The sequence below is a fragment of the Nocardia violaceofusca NBRC 14427 genome, from assembly GCF_963869435.1.
Taxonomy (GTDB): domain Bacteria; phylum Actinomycetota; class Actinomycetes; order Mycobacteriales; family Mycobacteriaceae; genus Nocardia; species Nocardia aobensis.
Genome location: NZ_CAWMPM010000014.1, coordinates 55,730 through 77,241 on the forward strand (window position 1 = coordinate 55,730; position 21,512 = coordinate 77,241).

The window sequence follows — 21,512 nt, forward strand, 5'->3', positions numbered from 1 at the left end:
GCGATGGATACCAGCGAGCAAGAGATGTACCTACGCGCCAAGCAGTGCGAGGCGTTGACCGGGATTCCCGAAGCGACCTGGCGGTGGTGGGCACACGTCGGTTACGGCCCGGAGAGCTTCAAAATGGGTCCGCGGCGGCGGGTTTGGAAGAAGTCGACCGTGCTGGCGTGGATCGCTGAACAGGAGCGTCTGACCGCCCGTGGCGGGGAGGTGGCCTGATGGCAGCGAAGCGTAACCAGCGATCGGGTATCGAGGATCGCTGGTATGTGACTGTGGTGGAGGTCGATCCCGTTACGGGAAAATCCTCGAAACGGCGCGAGAAGTCCACGGAGCGATACGGCAAGGGTAAGCGGTGGCGTGCGCGCTACGTCGATCCCAACGGTGTGGAGCGGGCTCGGTCTTTCGCGTCGAAGGTTGAAGCTCAGCGCTACCTCGACAGCGACGTCACCACGAAGGTCGTGACTGGAAGTTGGGTTGATCCTGACCGGAGTGGCGTCCTGTTCAAAGTGGTGGCCGAAAAGTGGTTCACCACCAAAAAATTGCGCAAGCCCAAGACGGTCGCGGGCTATCGTTCGCTACTGGACACGTTGGTACTGCCCCGATGGGGTGAAGTGCCGCTGCGTGATGTCGAGTTCGAGGACATCCAGACGTGGGTGATCGAACTCAGCGAATCCGGTGGACACCGGTTCAAGGGCAAAGGATTGTCCGCCTCCCGCGTGATCCAGGCGTATCAGGTGGTTGATCAAGTACTTCGGTTCGCCATCAAGGCCAAGCGGCTCGCTGTGAATCCAGCGGAAGAGATCGACCTTCCGAGCAAGTCGCCGGCCGAGAGACGGTATCTGTCTCATCGGCAGGTCTTGGAGCTGGCGGTGGCAATCGAACGGTTTCGGCCGCTAGTTTTCGTGCTGGGCTACACCGGGATTCGGTTCGGTGAAGCGGTGGCATTGCGCGTCGCCAGCGTGGATTTGGACCGCCGCCGGATCACCGTTTCTCGTTCGGCAACTCACGTGGCAGGGCTCGGGATTGTCGAGACGACCACCAAGAACCACACCACGCGTACCGTTCCGCTCCCCTCGTTCCTCGTCGCCGAGCTGACCGACCTTGTCGGTGAGCGCGATCCCGATGCGCTGGTGTTCGAGAGCCGAGACGGTGGCATTCTGCCTCTGGGTGAATTTCGGTGGGCCTTCGATCGGGCGACCCAGACGGTGGGTTTGGCCGGCCTCGTGCCTCATGGCTTGCGTCATACGGCTGCCTCGCTGGCGATCAGCGCAGGGGCCAATATCAAGGTCGTACAGCGGATGCTCGGCCACAAAACGGCCACCCTGACCCTGGACCTCTACGGGCATCTGTTCGATGACGACCTCGACCCCGTGGCCGACGCGATGAACCGCGGAGCGACAGCAGCTGCGGACGAACTGCGGACGGACAACAACGAAAACGACCCGGGCACAGACGAGAACCGTGGGCTACCTGCGGCTTCGTAGTGCCCCCGGTCGGACTCGAACCGACACTGTGCGGATTTTAAGTCCGCTGCCTCTGCCAATTGGGCTACGGGGGCGGCTGGGATAGCGTACCTAAGTCGTACGTCCGTCTCGGAATTGTCCGGGGATTTGCTCAGTGCACGCCTTCCATCAGGCGGCTGACCTGCGGGGCTAGGAAGTAAACGATGATTCCCACTGCGATCGCGACCAGGCCGGTGATGCCGAAGTAGGCGACTTCGTGGCTGGTGTCGTAGAACTCGGACAGGACGCCGGACATCGAGGTGCCGATGCCGACGGAGAAGAAGTAAAGCGCCATCATCTGGGCTCGGAAGGCCTCGGGGGCGAGCTGAGTGGTAACCGCGAGGCCGATCGGGGACAGCAGGAGTTCGGAGATGGCGAAGCCGGCCAGGATGACGAAGACGAGCAGCGCGGGAACGGTTGCGTCGTCGAAGCCGGCCAGGGGGACGAACAGGAGGAACGATGCGCCCATCCCCATCACGCCGTAGGCGAACTTTCGGGGGGTGGTCGGGGCTCGGGTGCCCAGGCGGGTCCACATGAGCGCGAACAAGGGCGACAGCACGATGACCCAGATCGGTTCCTCCGAGCCGATCCAGCTCGCCGGCGCGGTCCAGCCGAACAGCGTCCAGTTCATCCGTTCGTCGGAGTAGACGGCCAGCACCGTGAAGATCTGCTGGAACAGCGACCAGAACACGGCGTTGGCGATGAACAACGGTATGAAGGCCCGCACTCGGACTCGTTCCACCGCAACCACTTTCGGACTGGTCAACATCAATCCGAAATAGAGTATCGATACCGCCGCGATCACGCCGGTGGTTACCCACGACAAATTCGACAACCGGACCAGCCCGGTCCACATCGCGAGGGCGACCACCACCGCGACGACCAGCAAGAAGGCGATCACCTTCCCGATCTGGCTGCGCGGCAACGGGTTCGGCACTTCCCGCCCGTGGGTACCCAGATTGCGCCGGAAGATCACGTACTGCGTGAGTCCGAGCGCCATGCCGACCGCCGCCGCCCCGAATCCGTAGTGGAATCCGAGGTGGGTCTGCAGCAGCCCGGTGATCAGCGGACCGACGAACGCGCCCAGATTCACACCGAGATAGAACAGCGTGAAACCGCCGTCGGCCCGCGGGTCACCCTTCTCGTAGAGCGTGCCCAGCAGTGAGGACGCATTGGCCTTCAACGCGCCGGAGCCGAGCGCGACGAGCACCAGACCCACGCCGACACCGGTCAGTCCGGGCAGCACCGCCAGCGCGATATGTCCGGCCATCACCACGACGCCGCCGTAGAAGACGGTCCGCTCCATCCCGAGCACCCGGTCGGCCAGCCAGCCGCCGAGCACGGTCGACAGATACACCAGCCCGCCGTAGGCGCCGACGATGCCCGTCGCGGTGGATTTCTCCAGCCCCAGCCCGCCGTCGGTCACCGAGTAGTACAGGTAGTACCCGAGGATGGTGAGCATGCCGTAGAACGAAAACCGTTCCCACAGCTCCACTCCGAACAAGTTGACCAGCCCGATGGGATGGCCGAATATCGTGCGCGTCTCCGGCGACGCCTGCTCTCCCGGGACGGGTTCCACCCTGCTCATGAGACGCAATTGTCCAGCAACGAGGTACGCCGCTCGGGGGAATCGCCGATCACGCGGGGTGTCGGGGCGGCACCGTCAGACGGTTCCGAGCGCGCCTGAGGACCGGACCAGTGTGGTAGCGCTGCGCGGCCGCCCCTCAGGCGATCGACAGCGCGATACCGTCGAGAATGTCGTGCTCGCTCACGATCAACTCCGCGATCCCCGCCCGGCGTGCCAGTTCGTCGGCCAGCACCTCGGTGATCACCGCACCGCCGCCGATCACGTCGACCCGGCCCGGATGCATGGGACCGAGGGCGGCGCGTTCGTCGTGGTTCATCCCGATCAGGCGGTGGCAGACCTCGCGGAGCTGATCGAATGTGAGCCGGGTCAGATGCACCCGATCCGAATCGTATTCGGGCAGGTCCAGCGCGACGGCGGCGATCGTGGTCATGGTGCCGGCCACGCCGACCCAGGTTCGGGCGCGCTCGACCGGAACCACGCCGAAGGCCTGGGCCAGCTGCTGCGAGGCGAAGAACCGCGCGGACGCGACCTCCTCGCCGGTCGGCGGATTGCCGTGCAGGCAGCGTTCGGTGATCCGCACACAGCCGATATCGGCCGAGTAGGCCTCCTGCACACCGGAGCTGTCCCCGAGCACCACCTCGGTGGATCCGCCACCGAGGTCGACGACCACGAACGGCCCTTCGGCACTGGACAATTCGCCGACCGCGCCCGCGAACGAGAGCCGCGCCTCCTCGTCGCCGGTGATCACCTCGGCCTGGGCGCCGGGCACGACGCGGCCCAGTTCCAACCCGGTCATGGTGAAGAAGTCGTCGCGATTGCGTGCGTCGCGGGTGGCGCTGGTGGCGACCATGCGCACCCGGCTCACCCCGGCGTCGATCATGCGGTCGACATAATCGTGCAGGGCGACGCGAGTGCGTTCGATCGCCTCCGGATTCAGTTCCCCCGTGGCGTCCACGCCCTTGCCGAGCCGCACGATCCGCATCTCACGGTGCACGTCGGTGAGGTGGCCGTCCGCGCCGACGTCGGCGATCAGGAGCCGGATGGAATTGGTGCCGCAGTCGACGGCGGCGACCCGATCACTCATCACTGGCTCCCGCGTCGGCATTCGGTTGGTACTGCTCGTATTTCGGCCAGTCCTGCGGAATCGCGGTGCCGCGCAGTCCGGTATCGGCCGCCAGCGCGACGGCCTCGTCACCGAGCGGGTTCAGCCCCGGCCCCTTGGCCAGCGAATGCGCGATCAGCACGTGCAGGCATTTGACCCGCTCCGGCATCCCGCCACCGCTGAAATCCGTTCCCAGCGACTCGATTTCGTCGCGCTCGGACAGGTAGCTCTCGTGCGCGGCGCGGTAGGCGGCGGCCAGTGCCGGGTCGGCGGCCAAGCGCTCGGTCATGCCACGCATCAGTCCGGCGGCTTCCTGCCGGCTCGCCTCGGCGGTCAAGCGCGGATCGGTGAGGTAGTAGAGCGTGGGGAACGGCGTGCCGTCGGGCAGCCGCGGCGCGGTCTTCACGACCGCCGGTTGACCGTCGGGTGTGCGATAGGCGATCGCGAGCACTCCGCGCGGCTCCCGGCCGAGTTGACGGGCCACGATCTCGAGATCCGCCGCGGCGGGCGCACCCCGCTCGGCACGCGCCTCGCCGGACGAGGGCTCGGGCGTAGCGGGGTCGGTCAACGGTGTTCTCCTTCGGGCGGGGGTGGCGGCGGCGGGGGTGGCGGCGGTGGCGGCGCCTCGGTGGTGGACTGCGGCTCGGACATACTGCGCCACAGCTGGGTGTACCAAGGATCGGGACGGCGGGCCTGACTCGTCGGCACCGGCACCGCGGGCTGCTCGATACCGGGCACCTGCACGATATAGGCGGTGTCGCCGGGCATCACCAGCCGCAGCCGGTCGCGTGCCTCGGAGCGGATGTAGGCGGGATCTTCCTGTTGGGCGCGGCGGTCGCGCAACCGCGTCAGATCGTTTTCCAGATCGCGGCGCTGTTCGGCCAATTGCACCGATTCCGAACGCTGACTGAAATAGGTGCGCATCGGCACGGCGAGCGTCAACGCGAGCGCGCACAACACCGCGGCCAGGATGACCGCGCGCCCGGTGGACAAGCCCAGAATCCGGTGATCGTGGCGATCCTCGGACTTCTTCGACTTCGCGCGTGTGGTGCGCGGTTCGGATCTCGTGCCGGCCGGACGACGTTGCGCGGCCCGTTTGCCGGCGGACGTGCGCGCGGAGCCGTTCGCGGCCCGCTCGGGTCTGGGCGACCGCGTCGAGCGGCGGTCACCGCGTCCTGCCGGACTGGTGCCGCGCGCCCGTCGCTCCGTCATCCCCACACCTCGAAATCGCCTGCCTCCGCAGCGGTGCTGCGAATCTGTGCCGCAGCGGTGCTGCGAATCTGTGCCGCAGCGGTGCTGCGAATCCGTGCCGCAGCGGTGCTGCGAATCCGTGCCGTAGCGGCGCTGCGATTCGACCACACCGCGCAACGGCTTCGCGCGGTGACCGGCCGCGGTATCGACCGGCCCCGCACACCACACCCGTTGTCGAGGCTACTACCCCTCGAAGACGAACCGGGGGAATGCGACGTCACCGGCGTAGCGAGCCGAATCGCCGAGCGCGTCCTCGATGCGCAGCAGCTGGTTGTACTTGGCGACGCGTTCGCTGCGGGCGGGGGCGCCGGTCTTGATCTGACCGCTGCCGACCGCGACCGCCAGATCGGCGATGGTGGTGTCCTCGGTCTCGCCCGAGCGGTGGCTCATCATGGTCTTGTAGCCGTTGCGGTGGGCCAGTTCGACCGCGTCCAGTGTCTCGGTGAGGGTGCCGATCTGGTTGACCTTCACCAGCAGCGCGTTGGCGGCGCCCTTGGCGATGCCGTCCTCGAGCCGCTCCGGGTTGGTGACGAACAGGTCGTCGCCGACCAGCTGGATCTTGTCACCGATCAGATCGGTCAGCGCGACCCAGCCGTCCCAGTCGTCCTCCGACAGCGGGTCCTCGATCGAGACCAGCGGGTACGCGCCCAGCAGGTCGTTGTAGAACTCGGCCATCTGCTCGGCGGTGCGCTCGGCACCCTCGAACTTGTAGCCCGTTCCGGCGGTGTAGAACTCGGTCGCGGCGACGTCGAGAGCCAGCGCGACATCGCTGCCCAGGTTGTAGCCGGCCTTGCCGATCGCCGACGCGATCAGGTCCAGCGCCTCGCGGGTGCCGCCGGCCAGATCCGGGGCGAAACCGCCCTCGTCACCGAGACCGGTGGACAGGCCCTTGGTCTTCAGCTCGGCCTTGAGGGCGTGGTAGACCTCCGCACCCCAGCGCAGCGCCTCGCGGAAGGTCGGCGCGCCGATCGGGGCGATCATGAATTCCTGCACGTCGACACTGGTGTCGGCGTGGGCGCCACCGTTGAGGATGTTCATCATCGGCACCGGCAGCACATGCGCGTTCGGGCCGCCCAGGTAGCGGAACAGCTCCAACCCCGAGGACTCGGCAGCCGAGCGGGCCACCGCCAGCGACACACCCAGCAGCGCGTTGGCGCCGAGGCGGGACTTGTCCGGGGTGCCGTCCAGATCCAGCAGCACCTGGTCGACGGTGCGCTGCTCGACCGCGTCCAGGCCGATCACGGCCGGTGCGATCTCGTCCAGCACGCCCTCGACAGCTTTGCGGACACCCTTGCCGCCGTAGCGGTCGCCGCCGTCGCGCAGCTCCACGGCCTCGTGCTCGCCGGTGGAGGCGCCGGACGGCACCGCCGCGCGGGTCAGTGTGCCGTCGTCGAGAGCGATCTCGACCTCGACGGTGGGGTTACCGCGCGAATCCAGGATCTCGCGAGCTCCGACCTGTTCGATGATGGCCACGAAACGACACTCCTTCGGCTGCTGGCGATCAATTCAGGGCCCTGCCCACCGCCGTCCATGAGCAGGTCGCACGGCGGGCCCGTGCGTCTGCGAGCCTAATGGGTGCGGTCCGGATCGCACGACACAGGTGGGCGCGCGGTCGCGGTCGTTCGCGCGCGCAACGAATTGCGGCGGCGCCGAAGCATGTGCGTGGCAGCGGGGTGGGTCTCAGGCGCGGCGGCCGACGCTGTACGCCGCCGCCTTAGTCCGCACCGTCGCCATATAGGTGGTGGACTGGTTGTAGGTCAGCACCGCCTTCTGCCACCCCTCGGGGGTGCGCAGATCGCCCCCGCTGGCGCACAGGTAGCGCGCGGCGGTCAGCGAGGCGTCGTCGATGCTGTCCGGATCCGCGCGGCCGTCCCCGTTGGCATCCACACCCCAGTGCTGCCAGGTTTCGGGCAGGAATTGGAACGGCCCCTCGGCGCGCACGTAGACCGGAGCGCCGGCGCGGGCGGTGGCCGCGTCGTCGAGAATCCTTGCGACACCGGGTGATCCGTCCAAGGGGATGCCGCGGATGGGCGGGCGGACCTCACCGTCGGCATCCAGGTCGGAACCGCCGTGGCGGCCGTGCTTGCTCTCCACCCGCGCGATCCCCGCGATCGTGGTCCAGCCGATGCCGCAGTCGGGACGCGATCGGTCCATGACCTCGGCGGCGTATCCGTAGGCCTCGAGCGCGACCGTGGGGATGCCGAGCGCGTCCGACTGCCCTTCCGCCCAGCCACGCAACTGTTCGGCACTACGGCCGGGCGCATCGAGGTCGATCAGCGGAACCGGGCTGCCCGCGCCGGGCGGGAAACCGTCCGGAATCGGGGGCAGGTTATCGGTTCCCGCACATCCGGACAGCAGTGCGACCGCCGCGGCAGCGGCGAACGCGAGGGGCCGGAATCCGGGGATGGTCGAACGCACCTCTCCATCATCCAGATTCGCGCGCGGATGGCACGCATCGTGACGGTGCGCTCCATCCGACTCCGCATACGATCAGCTACCTTTCCCGGCAACCGTTCGATACCGAAACGCTATGTCCAATGGCGCACTTTAGGTAAGCCTTGCTTAAGATCAACGGAGCGACTAACTTCGCAGTCCGAGTCTTCACCACCTGCTTCATCCCCATTGCGAGGAAGGGAACTCCTGGTGAAAAACGTTCTCCGCGAACGTAAGACACCCCAGCACGAAGAAACCGAACCGATCGACCGCCGTACGCTTCCGCCCGAGGCCGCGGCGGCCGTGTTCTGTTCGGCCGAAGAGATCGCGATCACACTCGACCGCACACCCGGCGGTTCCGAACCGGTCCGGCGCACCCTCTACGATCCGGCCCTGATCCGGCTCGTCGACGCCTATGCCGCCGACCTTCCGGCGGCGGTGCGGACCGCGTTGCGACCGCCCGACACCGCCGCCGGCGCGACGATCATCGGCCGCCTGCCGGTGCGCGACGACGAACTCGGCCCGACGCCGCCCGACTGGACCCATGCCGCCGAACCGGCGTGTCCGGCATCGTTTCGCCTGGATATCGCCCTGTTACTGCTCGCCCGCTGCGCCGGCGAACCGTTCGGCTGGCATGGCCAGCAGGGCGGGCGGCTGGTCAACAACATCCTGCCCACGCCCGGCCACGAACACGAACAGTCCGGCGCCAGCAGCACCACCCTGCTGAGCCCGCACACCGAGGACGCCTTCCATCCCGAACGCGCGCATCTGCTGCTGCTCGGCTGTCTGCGCAATCCCGATCGGGTGGGCACCACGGTGTCCTCGGTCCGCAGGGTGAACCTGGACGCGGACGCGCGGCGGTTGCTCGCCGAACCGACGGTGCCGATCCTGCCCGACATCTCCTACGGCGAGGATTTCAGCGGGCATCGCCCCGCTCCCGTGGCCACCGTCGCCGCCGGTGACGGTGGGCCGACCCTGCGCTACGACCCCGCCTACACCCCGCTCGACGAGGCCGCCCCCGAATACCGTTGCGCCTACGCCCATCTGGGTGCGGAATTGGAACGAGTCTGTCACCGTGCGGTGTTGGAGCCCGGCGAGTTGCTGCTGATGGACAATGATGTCGTCGTGCACGGCCGGGTTCCGTTCACGCCCCGTTACGACGGGACCGACCGCTGGCTCAAACGGGTCAACATCCGGCTGGCACGCCGCCGCGCACCGGCCGAAACCGGCGAAAGCGGATACGGGCAGCGGACGGTGCGACCGTTCGCCCCAGATCTCGTTGTGGCACCGATGATTTCGCACCGATGAACCTACCAGTGAACCGAGGAACGCAGTGAGCAGCCGCCCCACCCCGTTGCGCGTACTCAGCCGCAGCGATCTCGCCGATGTCCCGATCGCCCCCAACGAGGTGGTGCGCGCCGTCGAGGACGCCTATCTGGCCCTGGCGCAGGGGGATTCGGACAACCCCCGCAAGCTCAGTGTGGCGCATCCGGACGGCTGGTCGGTGGCGTACGCGATGCTGGGGCGCGACGGGCGCCGCCGGGTGGTGGCGATGAAGACCTCGTACAAATTCGATCCGAGCCACGACCGCAGCACCAAGCGCTACTACACCACCATCACCCTCTACGACGACGCCACGGGCACCCCGATCGCGATGATGGACTGCGCGCGGGTGGGTGCACTGCGCACGCCGGCGGTGTCGGCGCTGCTGGTGCGTGAGACGGTGCGGCCGGGCGCGCGCAGCGTGCTGCTGATCGGCACCGGTACCCAGGGCCGAAACGCGTTGCCGCACTTGCTCGCCGCGAATCCGCAATTGAACCGGCTGATGGTGTACGGCACCCATCCCGAGGGCCTGGAAGCGGTGGGCACTCACTTGCGCGCGCACGCTCCGCACCTGGATCTGGACGTGGTCGACGATCCGCGGGCCGCGGCGGCGACGGCCGATGTGGTGCTCGCGACCGCCGGACCCGGCACACAGGTCGCCCTCGAATCCGATGATCTGGCACCGGGTTCGGTGGCGGTGCTGGTCGGTTACGGACTGGCCCCCTCGACGCTCACCGGCGCCGATCGCGTGGTCGCGACCAGCGCCGAGCAGATGGCGCTGACCGGCACCGATATGGCGGGACCGGACGGGCGGCTGCGCTCGGTCGACGCCGAACTGCCGGCGATTCTGGGCCGCCGCGCGACCGCGCGCACCAGCGCCGAGGAACGGCTGTTCGTCTACAACAGCGGCCTGGTCCTCACCGATATCGCCGTCGCGCACGCGCTGGCCGAACGCGCTATCGCCGAGGGCCGGGGCACGGAGGTGCCGCTGTGGGACTGACCGGGGCGCACTTCCCCGGCGCCGCGCGCTCCCGGCCTACCGCGAACCGGACGACGATCCGGCCGCCCGCGACACCGAGCGCGGGCCGGCGCGTGGCACCGCGTGCGGGCCGGTCGGAGACGACGCTGTGACCGCGAGCCGGACTACGCGAGCGCCCGACGATGCGCCGAATTCCGCCTCGATCACTGCGCCTCCCCTCCCGGCACACCGGGACGAATGGGAGCGCCGCCTGCTCGCCGACGCCCATCTGCTCGACGACATCGCCTACGCGGTCGGCGGCCCGTTCCACCTGCTGTACCCGGAGCGAGTGGGCGTGAATATCGACGGCTTCCGTGACCAGTTCCGCCGCCACGGCGTCGACGGCGCGATCTACTACGGCAAGAAGGCCAACAAGTCCGCAGCCGTGGTGCAGGTCTGCGCCGAACACGGCGCCGGCGCCGATGTCGCCAGCGTCGGCGAGCTGAGTTCGGCTCTGGCGCACGGTATCCGGGGCCACGATCTGGTGGTGACCGGTCCGGCCAAATCCGATGAACTGCTGTGGCTGGCCACCCGGCACGGCGCCCTGATCGCCATCGACGAACCGGGCGAACTCGACCGGCTCGCAGGCCTCGGCGCCACCGCCCGCGTGCTGCTGCGGGTACTCCCGCCGGAATCGACCAGCCGATTCGGCATGACCGACATCGAGCTCGACACGGTCCTGCACCGCACCGATCCGGCGCCGATCAAGGTGGAGGGCTTCAGCTTCCACCTGTCCGGCTACGACCCGATCGCCCGCTCGGAACTCGCGGCGGCGCTGGTCGACCGGTGCCTGCACGCCCGCGCCCTCGGACATCCGGTCACCACCCTCTCCATCGGCGGCGGATTCGGCGTGGACTATCTGCCGGATACCGCCTGGCGCGCCTTCACCGAGGGCCACGATCCGCACTGGTTCCACGCGGACAAGACCTTCGATTCGTACTATCCCTACCACCAGCGTCCCGCCGGACCGGCCGCGCTGGCCGCCGTCCTCGACCACGACGACCTGGCGAAAGTCCTACGCGCCCAGGCTATCCGGCTCGCGATCGAACCCGGGCGCGCGCTGCTGGACCGCGTCGGAAGCACGGTGTTCCGCGTGCAAGGCGTGAAAACTCGCACGGCACAGTCACTTCCCTACCAGCTGCTCACCGTCGACGGCACCAGCCTGAGCCTGTCCGAGCAGTGGTTCGACAGTGAATACCTGCCCGATCCGCTGCTGTGGCCGTCGCGGCCGGGTGCGATGACCCCGGCCTGTGTCGGCGCGGCGACCTGCCTGGAATCGGACATGCTGAGCTGGCGGCGCATTCCACTGCCGCGTCCGGCGGTCGTCGGCGATCTGCTCGTCTATCCGAATACCGCCGGATATCAGATGGATTCGAACGAATCGTCGTTCCACGATCTCCCCCTCCCGCCGAAGGTGCTGCTGTCGAGCAGCCCGGACGCGGATCCGGCGCGGCCACCGCGGCTGCGCTGGACGCTCGAACGCTGACTCCCCTTCCCATCACACTCTCGAGGAGACTCGCATGCCGATCGTCACGCGCGTGACGGACCTGATCGGAAACACTCCCCTGTTCGAGCTGGCCGTCACCGAGGGCGGCACCCGGCTACTACTCAAACTCGAACAGTTCAATCCGACCGGCGCGGCGAAGATCCGGATGGCCCGCGAAATGGTGCTCGACGCCGAACGCCGAGGTTTGCTGAGAGATGGCGGACATATTATCGAGTCCACATCCGGGAATACCGGACTGGGACTGGCGGTGGTCGCGGCCGAACGCGGCTATCGATTCACCGCGGTCGTGGACCACCACGCCTGTAAGGACAAACTGCGCGCGATGCGAGCCATGGGTGCCGACCTCGTCTACGTCGCCGCCGAGGGCGACGACAGCCTGGCCACGTCCGCCCGGGAGGACCTGGCCGAGGCGATGGCGGCCGCGCGGCCGGACGCCTACTTCACCGAACAGCACAACAACGAGGCCAATCCGGTCGGCTACTACGCGGTCGCGGAGGAGTTGCTGGCCGATCTCGGTCATGTCGACATCCTGCTCTCCGCGGTCGGCACCGGCGGATCGCTGTTCGGCACGGCGCGGCGGCTGCGCGACCTGGGCCATCCCGCGCGGGTGATCGGCGTGGAACCGGTCGGGTCGATCGCGTTCGGCGGCCCCGGCGGACCGTACTGGCAGTCGGGCACCGGCACCCCGCCCGGCGCGACCGTCGGTACGGCCGTGGACTACTCACTGCTGGACGAGGGAGTCACCGTCTCGGATGTGGACGCCTTCGCCACCGCCCGCGCGGTCGCGCAGCGTTCCGGTCTGATGATCGGCGGGTCGGCGGGCGGGTCGGTGTACGTGGCGCTGCAGCGACTCGAGGAATTCGAACCGGGCTCGACGATCGTCACCATCGTCTGCGACGGCGGGGAGAAATATCTCGACACGGTCTTCGACGACGAATGGATGAGCGACCGCGATCTGCTCGACCGCACCGCCGAGCACGCGGTCACCGACCTGCTGGAGCGCCACGCACCCGCAGCCCCGACGGTGTCCGAGACACGAAATCTGGTGGGGGCCCGATGAATCCGGCCGCCACGGAGGCTCGGGCATGACCGCCGCCGCACCCCGCGGCGACGGGCGCCGGCTGACGGCGCTCGCGACGCCCATCGCGCTGACCCAACTGGCACAGGTCGCGATCTCCACCACCAATATCGCGCTGATGGGCAGTCTCGGCGTCGACCAGGTGGCGGCCGGCGGGCTGGCGCTGGTGCTGTTCAACCAGATCCGCACCATGTGCGTCGGATTGATCACCGCCAGCGGCAATCAGGTGGCAACCGTGGTGAGCCGGGCCGAGAAGCAGCGTCGCGACCCCGAACACGAGATCCGCGATGTGGTCCGATCGAGCTTCCTCATCGCCACGGCCGCGGGGGTGCTCGGCGGTCTGATCCTGGTCGGCCTGGGCTGGTCGCTGCAATGGCTCGGCCAGGACGCCACGGTGCTGGCCGAAGCGCGGCCGATGATGGTGGCGCTCGCCCCGGGTCTGCTGCCCTGCCTGTGGTTCCAGGTGCTACGGCAATACACCGTCGGCATGCAACGGCCACAGGCGCTGCTGGTGGTGACGCTCGGCTCGGTGGCCGTGAACGCGGTGGTCGCGCTGGCACTGATCCACGGCTGGGCCGGACTGCCCGCCCTGGGCCTGACCGGGGTCGGCGTGGCGTCCTCGGTCGTCTTCCTCGTCACCTTCGCGGTGTTCTGGGTGATGGTGCGTCGCGACGCGGCGCTGGGACCGACGCTGCCGGTGCGGATGTGGCCGGTACGCCGGCGAACGGTCACCGCGGAGCTACGGCTCGGCGCGCCGATCGCGCTCACCTACGGCTCCGAGGCCGGCATGTTCTCGGTGCTGGCCCTGGCGATGGGCACACTCGGCCCGGCGGCGCTGGCCGCGCACAACGTGGTTTATCAGCTCGTCTACATCGTGTTCCAGGTGGCGGTGGGGCTCTCGCACGGGGTCTCGATCCTGGTGAGCCGGGCCGCGGCCCGCGAGGAGTTCCGCCGCGCCCAGAACCTGGCCTGGCTGGCGTTGCGGCAGGCGGCCGTGGTGGGTGCGGTCGTCGGCGTGCTGTACGTCGCGGCGCCCGATCTGGTGCTGCGTCCGTTCCTCGCCGGTCGCGACGGCGCCACCGTCGAGCTCGCGCACAGCCTGCTGCTGATCGCCGTCGTCCTGCAGTTCTTCGATGCCGCGCAGAACATCGGCAACGGGCTGCTGCGGGGGCTCGAGGACACCCGGGCCGGTTTCCGGTTGTCGCTGGTGGGTTATTGGATCGTCGGTCTGCCGACCGCCTTGCTGCTCGCCTTCCCGCTGGGACTGGAGGCGAGCGGTGTCTGGTGGGGTCTGACCGCGGGCCTGGCCGCGACGGCCGCGCTGATGTTGCGGCGTTATTTCTCGCTGCTGCACCACCGACGGGCCGCCGAACCCCGCCAATTGGCCGACAGCCTCAACTGAACCGTCCGCATCCCTACCACCAGCGGAGTTCACATCGGCGGCTCGCACCCCAGCATGTAAGCGGCACAACGGTTTACACTGGGGTGCCAGTCGCGGCCGACGCCGCCGCGTGAGCCGACCGTGAGGTGACGAGATGGTAGCCGGTGCCGGAGAACGTCAACAGCCCGCGACCGAGCATCCCGAACTGGACGTCCTGCCGACCTGGCCGCTGGACACCATCGCCGTCCTGGTGACCACCGATCCGTCGCCGCACGCGATACCCGTGAGCTGGCCGGTGCGTGCCGACGATCGGCGAATCCTGTTGAGCCTCAAGTTCGATCGCGGTTCGCTGGCGCGGCTGCGCAAACGTCCCGATGTCGCGCTGCTGATCCTCGGTGGCGGCAATGTGGCACTGTGCGCCCGCGGTCGCGCGCGCGTCATCGCCGATCCGATGCCCGGCGCGGAGGACTACGTGGCCGTCGCCATCGATGTCGAGGTGATCGACGACCACCGCCAGGGCGCGTTCGAGGTCGAAGCGGGCATTCAGCGCACGGTCCTCGACGAACCGGAACTCGAATACCTCCGCTCGCGTGTCGCCACCCTGCAGGAGATGGTCGACGCGAAGAATTGACGCCCATGATCGCCGCCTTCTCGGTCACCCCGCTCGGCACCGGCGCCGATGTGGGACGCGCCGTCGCCGAAGCCGTCCGCATCGTCCGCGCCAGCGGGCTGCCGAACGAAACCAACGCCATGTTCACCACACTCGAGGGCGAATGGGACGAGGTGATGGGGGTCATCAAACAGGCCTCCGACGCCGTCCTCGCGGTCGCGCCGCGCTGCAGCCTGGTGATCAAGGCCGATATCCGTCCCGGCGTCACCGGCGCCCTGACGTCGAAGGTCGAGACCGTCGAACGCTATCTCGCGGAAGGGTCCTGACGACCCGGCACGGGCGAGCCGACCGGGCGCGATCTCACGGGCGGCGCTGCCGGTCCCCCGACGAGTCGGCGAAGGTTTCCCAGTGGGCGCGCCACTCGTCGGGACCCAGCGGTCCGCGTACGCCGCGGGTCCGCTCGGCCGCGTCCTCGGCGGCCCGGATTCGCGCCGCGAAGTCGAGCGTGGCCTTGCGGAGCCGTTCCTCGGCACTTTCTGGTCCGCCCAGGTGAACCACCCGAAGCTCGTCCGGAACCAGATCCTCGGGTAACCCGGCCTTCGCGCTGCGGGAGCGAATCTTCTCCGCCAGCGCCAGCGCGGGTTGCGCCATCGCGATCCCGTCCAGGCAGGAGCGGCGCGCCTTCTCGGTGAGTTTGCGTTCCTCCCAGGCTCGTTCCTGCGCGGCGACCTTCGCGGCCACATCCGCTCCGGCGTCCACCGCCGGATCGGACAGATGCGGACTGCGGTGCACCAGTTTCGCGACCAGCGCGGCGGCCACCTCGTCGACGGTGAATTCGCCCGCCGCCTCGGCGATCCGGGAATGGAACAGCACCTGTAACAGCAGGTCGCCGAGTTCCTCCTTGATCGTCTCCGCATCGCCGTGCTGAATGGCGTCGAGGAGTTCGTAGGTCTCCTCCAGCAGATACGGCCGCAGCGAATCGTGGGTCTGGGTGACCTCCCAGCCACCGAAATTCCACAGCCGGTCCATGACCTCGACGGCCTCGGTCAGGCCGTGCGCGACCCGTGCGGAATCAGCCGCGGCGTCGTCGGATCCACTCGGCGGGCGCTCGCCCCCGACCTCGCTCACCCGACCGCGACCTCCGCGCGCACCGCGAGATCGACCATGCCCTTCGGCTTCCCGTCGAGCGCCAGCAGCAGATCGGCGACGAACTGCAACAACTGCACATCGCGCACCCGCGCCGCGCCCACGCTGTCCTCCACGCGAGGCAAAGGCAGCTGCACGATGCCGGTGGTGGGCCGATAGCTCGCACTCGGATACAGCCGCTTGAGCCGCATCTGCTTCGAATCGGGCAGTTGCAGCGGCGACACCTTCAGTGTGGTGCCCGTGACGCCGACCTCCTGGATGCCGTACTCGCGGCACAGCAGTCGCAACTTCGCGACCGACACCAATCGGCCGACCTCCACCGGCAGCGGGCCGTACCGGTCGACGAGCTCCTCCACCACGGCGGCGAGCGCCGAATCATCCTGTGCCGCAGCCAGTTTGCGGTACGCCTCCAGCCGCAGCCGGTCGCTGGCGATGTAGTCGGGCGGAATGTGCGCATCCACCGGCAGGTCGATCCGCACCTCCTTGACCTCTTCCTCGGTCGTGATCGGGCGGCCGTCGGCGGCGGCGCGATAGGCCTCCACCGCCTCACCGACCAGTCGCACATACAGATCGAAACCGACGCCGGCGACATGGCCGGACTGTTCGGCGCCGAGAACGTTTCCGGCGCCACGGATTTCGAGGTCCTTCATCGCCACGGCCATACCCGCGCCGAGATCGGAGTTCTGCGAGATGGTGGCCAGGCGGTCGTAGGCCGTTTCGGTGAGCGGCTTCTCGGCCGGATACAGGAAGTAGGCGTATCCGCGTTCCCGGCTGCGCCCGACCCGGCCGCGCAGCTGGTGCAGCTGCGAAAGGCCCAGGGTGTCGGCCCGTTCGACGATCAGCGTATTGGCGTTGGAGATGTCCAGGCCGGTTTCGATGATCGTGGTGCACACCAGCACGTCGAATTCGCGCTCCCAGAAGCCCTGCACGGTCTTCTCCAGCGTGTCCTCGTTCATCTGGCCGTGCGCCACCGCGACCCGCGCCTCGGGCACCAGATCGCGAATTCGCTGGGCGGCTTTGTCGATCGAGGACACGCGGTTGTGCACGTAGAAGACCTGGCCGTCGCGCAGTAGTTCGCGGCGCACGGCCGCGGCGACCTGTTTGTCGTTGTAGCCGCCGACATAGGTCAGGACCGGGTGGCGCTCCTCGGGCGGGGTGAGGATGGTCGACATCTCGCGGATTCCGGCCAGGCTCATCTCCAGGGTGCGCGGAATCGGGGTGGCCGACATGGTCAGCACGTCGACATGGGTGCGCAGCGCCTTGATGTGTTCCTTGTGCTCGACGCCGAACCGCTGTTCCTCGTCGATGATCACGAGGCCGAGTTCCTTCCACCGCAGACCGGTCTGCAGCAGCCGGTGCGTACCGACCACGATGTCGACCTCACCGGTGGCCATACCGTCGATCACCTCGCGCGATTCGGCCGGATCGGTGAAGCGCGACAGGCCCTTCACCGTGACCGGGAATCCGGCGACGCGTTCGGTGAAGGTCTGCAGATGTTGCTGTGCCAGCAGCGTGGTCGGCACCAGCACCGCGACCTGCTTACCGTCCTGAACCGCCTTGAACGCCGCCCGCACCGCGATCTCGGTCTTGCCGTAACCGACGTCGCCGCAGATCACCCGGTCCATCGGCACCGGGCGTTCCATATCGGCCTTCACCTCGGCGATGGCGGTGAGCTGATCGTGGGTCTCGGTGAACGCGAACGCGTCCTCCATCTCCTGCTGCCACGGCGTATCGGAGGCGAACGCGTGACCGGGCGCGGCCTGGCGCGCGGCGTACAACTGCACGAGTTCGGTGGCGATCTCGCGAACGGCCTTGCGCGCCTTGCGTTTCGTATTCGCCCAGTCGGATCCGCCGAGTTTGGACAGACTCGGCATCTCCCCGCCCACGTAGCGGGAGAGCTGGTCGAGCGAGTCCATCGGGACGTACAACCGGTCGCCGGGCTGACCGCGCTTACTGGGGGCGTACTCGATGACCAGGTATTCGCGTCGCGCACCACCGACGGTGCGTTCGATCATCTCGACGAACCGACCGATGCCGTGCTGATCGTGCACGACCATATCGCCGGAACTCAACGCCAGCGGATCGACCTGATTGCGCCGGCGAGCGGGAAGTTTCTTGCCCTCACCGGGCGCGGTGACGCGGTTGCCGGTCAGATCGGATTCGGCGATGACGACCAGTTTCGCGTCGTCGAACACGATGCCGTCGTGTAGTGAACCGCACAGCACACCGACCAGCCCACGCACCGGTTCGGCGCCCGGCTCGAGCGCCGCGGCCGGAACCTCGGCATCCGCTAGCCGCTCCTGAATACGTTGTGCCGTACCGTGTCCCGCGACCACGATGACCGCGCGTCCACCGGTGGTGACGTGTGCGCGCAACGAGGCGAAGACGGTCGCGACCAACTCCTCCGAGCCGCGGGCCGCCGGCGCCGACAGCACGGGCAGCACGACCTCCGCGGGATCGTCGGCGGCCAGCGGGCTCAGCGTCCACCACGGCAACCCGCGCGCCTCGGCATCGGACCGCACGACATCCAACCCGCGATACGCCGAGGACGCCAGATCCAGCCCGTGCGCGCCCAAGGGGGCCGCCCCGCCGAAGGATGCTGCCGTCCACGACGCCTCGAGGAATTCCTGTCCGGTGCGGACCAGATCGGCCGCGCGGGTGCGGATCTTCTCCGGATCGCACAGCAGCACATGCGATTGCGTCGGCACCACATCGGTGAGCAACTGCAGCTCACCCGGGCGCAGCACCGGCAGCAGCGCCTCCATCCCCTCCACCGGAATGCCCTGCGCCAGCTTCTCCAGCATCTCGACCAGCGCCGCATCGGCCGGATTGTCCGCGGCCACCTTCGCCGCCGATTCGCGCAGGTCCTCGGTCAGCAGCAGCTCCCGGCAGGGCTGCGCCACCACGAGATCCACCTCGACCTCGGTGAGCGAACGCTGATCGGCGACGGAGAACGCGCGCAGTTCACTGATCTCGTCGCCCCAGAATTCCACGCGCACCGGATGATCGGCGGTGGGCGGAAAGATGTCGAGAATGCCGCCGCGCACCGCGAATTCGCCGCGCTTGCCGACCATATCGGCGCGCTCGTAGGCGAATTCGACCAGCCGCGTGGTCAATTCGTCGAAATCGAATTCGGCACCGACGCGCAGCACGATGGGTTCGATCTCACCCAGTCCCGGGGCCATCGGCTGCATCAGCGACCGGACCGTGGTCACCACCACCTGCAGCGGTTCCGGATGACCCGGATCCTCCGGATGCGCCAGCCGCCGCAGCACCTGCAACCGGCGGCCCACGGTGTCGGCACTGGGCGACAGCCGCTCGTGCGGCAGCGTCTCCCAGGACGGGAACAGCGCGACCCGATCGCCGATGATCTCGCTCAACTCGACGGTCAGATCGTCGGCCTCGCGCCCGGTGGCGGTCACCACCACCAGCGGCCGCGCCGCCGCGACGGTCGCCGCCACGAACGGCCGGATCGCCGACGGCGCGACCAGGTGCACCGAGGAGCGCCCGATCAGTTCCCGAACCTGGCTCAGCGCGGCATCGGCACCGGCCACCTCGGCCAGTCCCGCAAGAGGTGGGCGATGGCTCGGCATGAAAGAAACTCCCGCTGCACAGATCGGCGATTCAGAGCGACCAATCGAGTCTATGTTTTCGGCCTCCGCTCCGCTCCGGCGGGGTTCTCGGCCCTTAAGCCTCGATTTTTCCTCCTCCGCTCAGTCGCTGCGCTCCCTCGCTCCGTCAGTCCGAAATCGAGGCGGCCGAGAACCCACCGAGGCGTACATCTCGCAGACGCGCGCGGTGGCGTTCACAGGTACCGCTCGTCCGGCCATGCGACCGGTTACGGCACGTACCTGCGCAACCGCCGCGCGGCGAACTCCCGGAAATAGGCCACCTTCTCGTCCGGCACGATCGAGGGCAGCAGGAAATACCACATGCGTTCCATGCGCACCGCCATCTGGTCGATGGATTCGGTGCCGACGGCGGTGATGTGGACTCCGGAGGTCATCTCCTGCAGGAGAAGACCGATGGTTTCGGGGTCGAGGTCGGGTTTGAGGTCGCCCTGCGCGATGGCCCGCTCGGCGAGCAGGATCTGGGTTTCGCCCCAGGTCTTGGTGATGTTCTCGCCCGAGGCGCCGCGGTAGTCGCCGATCTGGTGGGTGAGTTTGAGCATCGCGCCGACCATCGGATCGTTCATGGTCAGGTCGGCGACGACGTAGGTGATGCCGATGGCGGCTTCGAGTGCGGGTACGCGCGGGTCGAAGAAGCCCTGACAGGCGCCGCGCAGTCGTTCGTTGCCCTGGTCGACCACGGCCCGCGCCAGTTCTTCCTTGGATCCGAAGTGGAAGTACAGTGCGCCCTTGGTGACGTTGGATTGCGAGATGATCTCGCTGAGACTCGCATTCGCGTAACCGAGTCACAGAAAGACGTCGGCCGCGCCTGCCAGCACCGAATCGCGGGTGATTTCCGCACGCGCTTGCCTAGCCATCAGATCCGCCTGTCCTCAAACCAGCCATCCTGAAGTAGACCGATATCCCGAAGTTGACCGACATCACAGCTCGAACAGCACTTGAAGGATGGGTGAACCGTACCATCCGACCGGCCGTCGCCAGCGGAATCGAGCATTAAGACCAGTCTCCTTCGCAAACAATGGGCTAACCGTCCAGTTCGGCCCCCTATCACCCCCGGGCGGCGCCACCGCCGGTCAGCCGGATGTCGTGCTCGGCCATTCGGAGCCGAGCTGCGGATCGGCCTCGAGGTGGGTGAGTCCGTTCCAGCACAGGTTGACCAGATGCGCGGCGACCACCTCCTTGGACGGCTGCCGTTCGTCGAGCCACCAGGTGGCGGCCGTGGCGACCATGCCGACCAGGGCCTGCGCGTAGAGAGTGGCGAGACTGGTGTCGAAGTCGCGGCGTTCGAAATCGCCGGCGAGGATGTGCGCGACCTGGTTGACCGCCTCGTTCAGCAGGCTCGAATAGGTGCCGGCGGCGGCCGAGGCGGGCTGATCGCGCATCAGGATGCGGAAACCATCGGTGCGCTCCTCGATATAGGTCAGCAGCGCGAGGGCGACCTGTTCCAGCCGGACGCGGGAGCGGTTCTGGGTCAGCGACGAGGTGATCATGTCCAGCAGCGTCGACATCTCGCGGTCGACGACCACCGCGTAGAGGCCTTCTTTACCGCCGAAGTGTTCGTACACAACGGGTTTGGACACCTGGGCGCGCTGGGCGATCTCCTCGATGGAGGTGGCGTCGTAACCTCGTTCGGCGAACAGCGCCCGGCCGATCTCGATCAACTGCTGCCGGCGCTGCGTTCCGGTCATCCGCGGACGCGGCGCCCGTATCGGGTCGCCCGAAGTCATCGCTCCGCTCCCCCGCCTCTCCGCGTATTTTGCCGGTCGTAGGTGCCTGGAGATTTCTCGGCCGGGCCGGCGGTCGGCGACTACCCGAGGTCAGGGCGTGCCCGCCGAGTTACCCATGCGCTTTCGAAATCAATTGTTGCGTTGCGCAAATTTACCCGATCGCGACCGGGCCATCTCGTCGACCCGCGACCCGCGCAGGGAAATCTGCCCGTAATTC

At 68.0% G+C, this 21,512-nt stretch carries 18 protein-coding genes, 1 tRNA gene and 1 pseudogene; 9 read left to right on the forward strand and 11 right to left on the reverse strand.

From position 1 onward, the window contains the following. Window positions 1-3 precede the first annotated feature (3 nt). Together AC5592_RS14005 and AC5592_RS14010 are read left to right on the forward strand one after the other, a co-directional pair. On the forward strand, window positions 4-219 hold the full coding sequence (locus tag AC5592_RS14005; protein WP_084506667.1) for a helix-turn-helix transcriptional regulator: 216 nt from the start codon (window positions 4-6) through the stop codon (window positions 217-219). Next, window positions 219-1,484, forward strand: a complete 1,266-nt coding sequence (locus AC5592_RS14010) for a tyrosine-type recombinase/integrase (protein ID WP_084506669.1) — start codon at window positions 219-221, stop codon at window positions 1,482-1,484. Before AC5592_RS14005 ends, AC5592_RS14010 begins: the two co-directional genes overlap by 1 nt. On the opposite strand, the gene AC5592_RS14015 is transcribed toward AC5592_RS14010, so the two are convergent. The 7 genes from AC5592_RS14015 to AC5592_RS14045 form a co-directional block, all read right to left on the reverse strand. Further along, a tRNA-Leu gene (locus AC5592_RS14015) sits at window positions 1,485-1,558 on the reverse strand. It abuts the gene before it with no gap. A gap of 56 nt (window positions 1,559-1,614) precedes the next feature. After that, the gene (locus tag AC5592_RS14020) at window positions 1,615-3,090 is read right to left on the reverse strand and encodes a peptide MFS transporter (RefSeq protein ID WP_063064445.1); all 1,476 of its coding nucleotides are present in this window, start codon (window positions 3,088-3,090) and stop codon (window positions 1,615-1,617) included. Window positions 3,091-3,226: 136 nt separating this feature from the next. Then, on the reverse strand, window positions 3,227-4,174 hold the full coding sequence (locus tag AC5592_RS14025; protein ID WP_063064446.1) for a Ppx/GppA phosphatase family protein: 948 nt from the start codon (window positions 4,172-4,174) through the stop codon (window positions 3,227-3,229). Beyond that, window positions 4,167-4,760, reverse strand: coding sequence for a DUF501 domain-containing protein (locus AC5592_RS14030; protein ID WP_083871236.1), 594 nt, complete (start codon window positions 4,758-4,760; stop codon window positions 4,167-4,169). Before AC5592_RS14030 ends, AC5592_RS14025 begins: the two co-directional genes overlap by 8 nt. Further along, the gene (locus AC5592_RS14035) at window positions 4,757-5,404 is read right to left on the reverse strand and encodes an FtsB family cell division protein (protein WP_036505231.1); all 648 of its coding nucleotides are present in this window, start codon (window positions 5,402-5,404) and stop codon (window positions 4,757-4,759) included. Before AC5592_RS14035 ends, AC5592_RS14030 begins: the two co-directional genes overlap by 4 nt. A gap of 222 nt (window positions 5,405-5,626) precedes the next feature. Next, on the reverse strand, window positions 5,627-6,916 hold the full coding sequence (gene eno / locus AC5592_RS14040; protein WP_036505145.1) for a phosphopyruvate hydratase: 1,290 nt from the start codon (window positions 6,914-6,916) through the stop codon (window positions 5,627-5,629). A gap of 207 nt (window positions 6,917-7,123) precedes the next feature. Then, window positions 7,124-7,861, reverse strand: coding sequence for a lytic transglycosylase domain-containing protein (locus AC5592_RS14045; protein ID WP_232329349.1), 738 nt, complete (start codon window positions 7,859-7,861; stop codon window positions 7,124-7,126). Window positions 7,862-8,086: 225 nt separating this feature from the next. Here AC5592_RS14045 and AC5592_RS14050 point away from each other — a divergent pair, with 225 nt between their 5' ends. The 7 genes from AC5592_RS14050 (at window position 8,087) to AC5592_RS14080 (ending at window position 15,119) form a co-directional block, all read left to right on the forward strand. Continuing rightward, window positions 8,087-9,184 (forward strand): TauD/TfdA family dioxygenase, encoded by a 1,098-nt coding sequence (locus AC5592_RS14050; RefSeq protein WP_063064447.1) that lies wholly within the window; start codon window positions 8,087-8,089, stop codon window positions 9,182-9,184. Between the two features lie 25 nt (window positions 9,185-9,209). Then, window positions 9,210-10,199, forward strand: a complete 990-nt coding sequence (locus AC5592_RS14055) for an ornithine cyclodeaminase family protein (RefSeq protein ID WP_174372333.1) — start codon at window positions 9,210-9,212, stop codon at window positions 10,197-10,199. 127 nt (window positions 10,200-10,326) lie between these two features. Beyond that, on the forward strand, window positions 10,327-11,703 hold the full coding sequence (locus tag AC5592_RS14060) for a type III PLP-dependent enzyme domain-containing protein (RefSeq protein WP_198163833.1): 1,377 nt from the start codon (window positions 10,327-10,329) through the stop codon (window positions 11,701-11,703). A gap of 34 nt (window positions 11,704-11,737) precedes the next feature. Next, complete coding sequence (locus AC5592_RS14065) at window positions 11,738-12,784, forward strand: PLP-dependent cysteine synthase family protein (protein ID WP_036505148.1); 1,047 nt, start codon at window positions 11,738-11,740, stop codon at window positions 12,782-12,784. Window positions 12,785-12,809: 25 nt separating this feature from the next. Further along, on the forward strand, window positions 12,810-14,204 hold the full coding sequence (locus AC5592_RS14070) for an MATE family efflux transporter (RefSeq protein WP_036505149.1): 1,395 nt from the start codon (window positions 12,810-12,812) through the stop codon (window positions 14,202-14,204). A 133-nt stretch (window positions 14,205-14,337) separates the two neighbouring features. Continuing rightward, window positions 14,338-14,814, forward strand: a complete 477-nt coding sequence (locus AC5592_RS14075) for a pyridoxamine 5'-phosphate oxidase family protein (RefSeq protein WP_036505151.1) — start codon at window positions 14,338-14,340, stop codon at window positions 14,812-14,814. A 5-nt stretch (window positions 14,815-14,819) separates the two neighbouring features. Next, on the forward strand, window positions 14,820-15,119 hold the full coding sequence (locus AC5592_RS14080) for an MTH1187 family thiamine-binding protein (protein ID WP_036505153.1): 300 nt from the start codon (window positions 14,820-14,822) through the stop codon (window positions 15,117-15,119). A gap of 34 nt (window positions 15,120-15,153) precedes the next feature. On the opposite strand, the gene AC5592_RS14085 is transcribed toward AC5592_RS14080, so the two are convergent. From AC5592_RS14085 to AC5592_RS14100, 4 genes and pseudogenes are all read right to left on the reverse strand, one after another. Then, window positions 15,154-15,822, reverse strand: coding sequence for a nucleoside triphosphate pyrophosphohydrolase (locus tag AC5592_RS14085; RefSeq protein WP_083871239.1), 669 nt, complete (start codon window positions 15,820-15,822; stop codon window positions 15,154-15,156). Window positions 15,823-15,917: 95 nt separating this feature from the next. Next, complete coding sequence (mfd, locus tag AC5592_RS14090; RefSeq protein WP_051025003.1) at window positions 15,918-19,532, reverse strand: transcription-repair coupling factor; 3,615 nt, start codon at window positions 19,530-19,532, stop codon at window positions 15,918-15,920. A gap of 245 nt (window positions 19,533-19,777) precedes the next feature. Next, window positions 19,778-20,425: pseudogene (locus tag AC5592_RS14095) on the reverse strand (TetR family transcriptional regulator). A 216-nt stretch (window positions 20,426-20,641) separates the two neighbouring features. Further along, window positions 20,642-21,256: a TetR/AcrR family transcriptional regulator gene (locus tag AC5592_RS14100; protein WP_051025005.1), complete on the reverse strand. Its 615-nt coding sequence runs from the start codon at window positions 21,254-21,256 to the stop codon at window positions 20,642-20,644. Between the last annotated feature and the right edge of the window lie 256 nt (window positions 21,257-21,512).